The organism is Actinomadura sp. 7K507 (genome assembly GCF_004348425.1).
Lineage (GTDB): Bacteria > Actinomycetota > Actinomycetes > Streptosporangiales > Streptosporangiaceae > Spirillospora.
Genome location: NZ_SMKK01000399.1, coordinates 1 through 4,803, shown reverse-complemented (window position 1 = coordinate 4,803; position 4,803 = coordinate 1). Strand labels below are relative to the sequence as shown.

The following is a 4,803-nucleotide window of genomic DNA, read 5'->3' as shown; positions in this document are numbered from 1 at the left end:
GATGGGCCTGAACCTGGGTTTCGGTGGCGCGGATCGCCGTCATCGCCCCACCCGTGGGCAGGGCCTGCATCAACCGGCCCCGCGCCGCCACCAGCACCGCCGCATCCGCCAGCGACCACACCCCGGCCACGTGTGCCGCGGCCAACTCCCCGATGGAGTGCCCGGCCACGTAGTCCGGCCGCACCCCCCATGATTCCAGCAACCGGAACAACGCCACCTCGATGGCGAACAGCGCGGGCTGCGCCCACCCGGTATCCCCCAACCCACCACCGCCGCCGTCGTCGGTGTCGTTCCACATCACCTGACGCAACGGCTCAGGGAAATGGGCCATCACCTCATCGAAGGCGTCGGCGAACACCGGGAACGCGGCGTACAGGTCTCGGCCCATGCCGGTGCGCTGGCTGCCCTGACCGGAGAACACCACCGCCAACCGCCCACCAACAACCGAACGACCCGTGACGCTGTCCAGCCCGGTCAGGAGTTCGTCGGGGTCGGCGCCCAGCACCACCGCACGGTGCTCCAGATGGGCGCGGCCGGTGGCCAGCGAGAACCCCACATCGGCCGGGTCCAGCCCACGATCCCCCACATGCCCGGCCAGGCGCCGCGCCTGGGCGCGCAGACCGGCCTCGGACTTGGCCGAGAGCACCCACGGCACCACCGGCAACTCAACCCCCGGCTCAGACTCGGGAGCGGAGTGCGCCGCTGGCGCTTCTTCCAAGATCACGTGGGCGTTGGTGCCGCTGATCCCGAACGAGGAGACACCGGCCCGCCGCGGATTCCCGTTGGGCTCCCAGGGCTGCGGCTCGGTCAGCAACCGCACCGAACCTGCCGACCAGTCCACATGCGGACTGGGCTCATCCACATGCAACGTTTTGGGAAGGACACCCTGCTGAAGGGCCATCGCCATCTTGATGACGCCCGCCACCCCGGCAGCCGCCTGAGCATGGCCGATGTTCGACTTCAACGACCCCAACCACAGCGGCCGATCCTCGGGCCGGTCCTCGCCGTAGGCGGCGATCAACGCCTGGGCTTCGATGGGGTCGCCCAAAGTGGTGCCGGTGCCGTGCGCCTCAACGGCATCGATGTCATCAGGACTGAGCCCCGCCCCGGCCAGCGCCTGCGCGATCACCCGCTGCTGCGACGGCCCGTTGGGCGCGGTCAAGCCATTGGAAGCACCGTCCTGATTCACCGCCGACCCACGCACCACCGCCAGCACCCGATGACCATTACGCTCAGCGTCCGACAACCGCTCCAGCAGCACAACGCCGGCACCCTCAGACCACCCGACCCCATCGGCCGACGCCGCAAACGACTTGCACCGGCCATCCGGAGACAGCGCCCGCTGCCGACTGAACTCCACGAAGACATCCGTGGTGGACAGGAAGGTCACCCCACCGGCCAGGGCAAGAGAACACTCGCCTTGCCGGAGCGCCTGACTGGCCAGGTGCAACGCCACCAGGGACGACGAACACGCAGTGTCCACAGACATCGCGGGGCCTTCCAGCCCGAGCGCGTAGGCGACCCGGCCGGACACCACGCTGGCCGCGCTGCCGTTTCCGAGGAAGCCGGCCACCTCGGCAGGGACTCGACCCAGTCGGGTGCCGTAGTCGTCGTACATCACCCCGGCGAACACGCCGGTCTGGCTACGGCGCACGGACGTCGGGTCGATACCCGCGCGTTCGAATGCTTCCCAGGACGCCTCCAGCAGCAACCGCTGCTGCGGGTCCATCGCCAGCGCCTCACGGGGGCTGATCCCGAACAGGTCCGGGTCGAACAGGACCCCGTCGTGGACGAACCCGCCCTCACGGGTGTACGACTTGCCCTCGTCGCCCGGTTCCGGCGCGTACACATCGTTCCAGCCCCGGTCGGTCGGGAAGCCTGAGATCGCGTCGGTCTCCGCCAGCAGCAGCCGCCACAGGTCCTCCGGCGTGCGCGCACCGCCCGGATACCGGCAGCTCATCCCCACGATCGCGATCGGTTCGTCGGGGCTCACAGTGTTGGGGAGCCGCTCGACCACCGGACGGGCCTGGACGCCGGTGAGCTGGGTGGTGAGGAACTCGACGACCGCGGCGCAGCTCGGATGGTCGAACACGATGGTGGCGGGAAGCGCCAGTCCGGTAGCGCTACGCAAAGCGTTGCGCAGCTCCACCGCCGCCAGCGAGTCGAATCCCAGTTCCTTGAACGGCCGTGTCGGCTCGACCGCCTCGGCGCTCTCGTGTCCGAGGACCGCTGCGACTTGTGCCCGTACGAGTTCGAGCAGTGCCCGTTCGCGGTCCGCCGCCGGCAGCCCGGCCAGCCGTTCCGCCTCCGTGCCGGACGGAGCGGCGGCACCGGCCGATCGGGTGGCGCTGCGGCGGGTCGGGCTATGCGCGGCATCGCGCAGTAGAGCCGGAAGCTCGTCGGTACGGGCGCGTAGAGCCGCGGCATCAACCCGGATCGGCACGAGCAGCGCCTCGTCGGCGCCCAGGGCCAGGTCCATGAGCGCGAGGCCGTCCGCGGTGTCCAAGGCCGGCAGGCCGAGGCGGCTCACGCGGCGCAGGTCGGCCTCGCTCAGCTCGCCACCGAGCCCTGTGTTCTCCGCCCACAGGCCCCAGGCGAGGGACGTCGCGGGAAGTCCTTCGGCGCGGCGGTGGTGCGCCAGGGCGTCCAGGAACACGTTCGCGGCGGCGTAGTCGGCCTGCCCCGCCGCCAGGACCAGGCCACCGGCGGACGAGAACAGGACGAACGCCGTCAGATCCATATCGCGGGTCAGCTCGTGCAGATGCCAGGCCGCATCCACCTTCGGGCTCAGCACCCGACCGATCTGCTCGGGAGTCGTCGTCGACACCAGGCCGCCGTCCGCCACCCCGGCCGCATGGATCACGGCGGACAGCGACCGGTCCTCGGGGATCTCGGCCAGCACCCGCGCCAGCGCCGTGCGGTCGGTGACGTCGCAGGCGGCCACCGTCACCTCGGCGCCCAGTTCGGTCAGCTCGGCGCGCAACCGTGCGGCGTCCGGGGCTTCGGGGCCGCGGCGGCTGGCCAGCAGCAGGTGGCGCACCTTGTGCTCGGTCACCAGGTGCCGGGCCACGAGACCGCCCAAGCCGCCCGTACCACCCGTGATCAGTACTGTGCCCGTGGAGCTCCAGGCCGCCTCGTCGCCCGCTGCGGTTGCTTTGGCGAGCCTCGGGACGTACACCCGACCACCGCGAACGGCCGCCTCGGGCTCGTCCGACTCCAGCGCCGGCATGGTGGATTCGCCGTCGGCCACGTCGCGCAGCGCGAAACGCCCGGGGTTCTCCTCCGCAGCCGCCCGCACCAGCCCCCACGCTGCCGACTGCGCCAGGTCGGCGACATCCTCACCGGGGCTGGTTGCCGCCGCGCCTCGGGTAACCACGACGAGCCGGGAGGCGGCGAGGTTGTCGTCGGCCAGCCAGTCTCGCAGCACCGCGAGCACCTGATGAGTGATCGCCCGTGTCCGTGCCGGGACGTCCGGCTCCGTGTCGGCACGCGGTACCTGGAACACGGCCAGCTCCGGGACGTGCGTACCCGAGTCGATGGCGGCCGAAAGCTCCGCGACGCCCGGGTACCTCGCCATCTCGTCACCCAAGCCGAGGTCGTCCGTGCCCAGGACGATCCACGGACCCGATGGTGCGGAGGCGGTGGTCACCGGTTTCCACTGGACACGGTGAAGCGAATCCTGGAGCCGGTGGCCGGGGCGGCTGAGCTGCTGCGCAGTGACCGGCCGAGACACCAAGCTCTGGACCGAGGCCACAGGCAGGCCGGCGCCATCGGCCAGCTTCATCGCCGAAACCTCGGCGCCGTCGACCCGGGAGATCCACATCCGCAGCTCGGTCGCGCCGGCCGCGTACAGGGACACGCCGCTCCAGGCGAATGGCAGCAGGGTCGAGTCGTCACCCTCCTCCAGGAGATCGGCGTGCATCGCCGCGTCGAACAGCGCCGGGTGCACTCCGAAGGCAGCGCCGTCGCCGGCCTCGTCGGGCAGCACGACTTCGGCGAAGATCTCGTCGCCGCGCCGCCAGGCCGCTCGGAGTCCCTGGAAGGCGGGTCCGTAGTCGTAGCCCCGCTCGGCCAGGCGTTCGTACGCACTCGCCACGTCCATCGTCACCGCGCCCGGCGGTGGCCACACGGTCAAATCGAACGCGGGGTCTGCCTGGTATCGGGACAGCGCTCCTGCGGCGTGCAGGGTCCATGGTGAGTCGGTGGTGGTGTCGGGGCGGGAGTGGATTTCTATGGTGCGGTGGCCGGTGTCGTGGGGTCCGGTCACGGTGACCTGGATGGCGGTGCCGTGGTCGGGCGATAGGAGTAGGGGGTTGTGCAGGGTGAGTTCGTCCAGGGACGGGCAGTCGACCTGGTCGCCGGCGTGGAGGGCGAGTTCGACGAAGGCGGTGCCGGGCAGCAGGGTGGTGCCGGTGACGGTGTGGTCGGCCAGCCAGGGGTGGGTGTCCAACGACAGACGCCCGGTCAGGACTGTGCCGTCGGTGCCGGGCAGCGCGACCATGGCGGCCAGCAGTGGGTGGTCGGCGTTTTGCTGTCCGGCTGCTGCGGGGTCGGCCGGGGCGGTGACCGAGTCGAGCCAGTACCGCTGGCGTTGGAAGGGGTAGGTGGGCAGGTCGACGCGTTGGGCGCCGGGGAACAGCGCCGCCCAGTCGACCGGGATGCCGCGGGTGTGCAGTTCCCCGACCGCCGACAGCAGTTGGCGGGGCTGGTCGCGGTCACGGCGCTGGACGGCTATGAACTCCGCCTCGTCGCCGGGGTCGGCGGTGGCGGTCAGCGCGGCGTCGGGTCCGATTTCCAGGAAGG

Annotated in this window: 1 protein-coding gene; it reads right to left on the bottom strand. The window is 71.1% G+C overall.

The genetic code is table 11. The features are described 5' to 3' along the window. Positions 1-4,803: type I polyketide synthase (locus E1285_RS43280; protein WP_132160722.1), on the bottom strand; the 4,803-nt coding region annotated here is incomplete at both ends.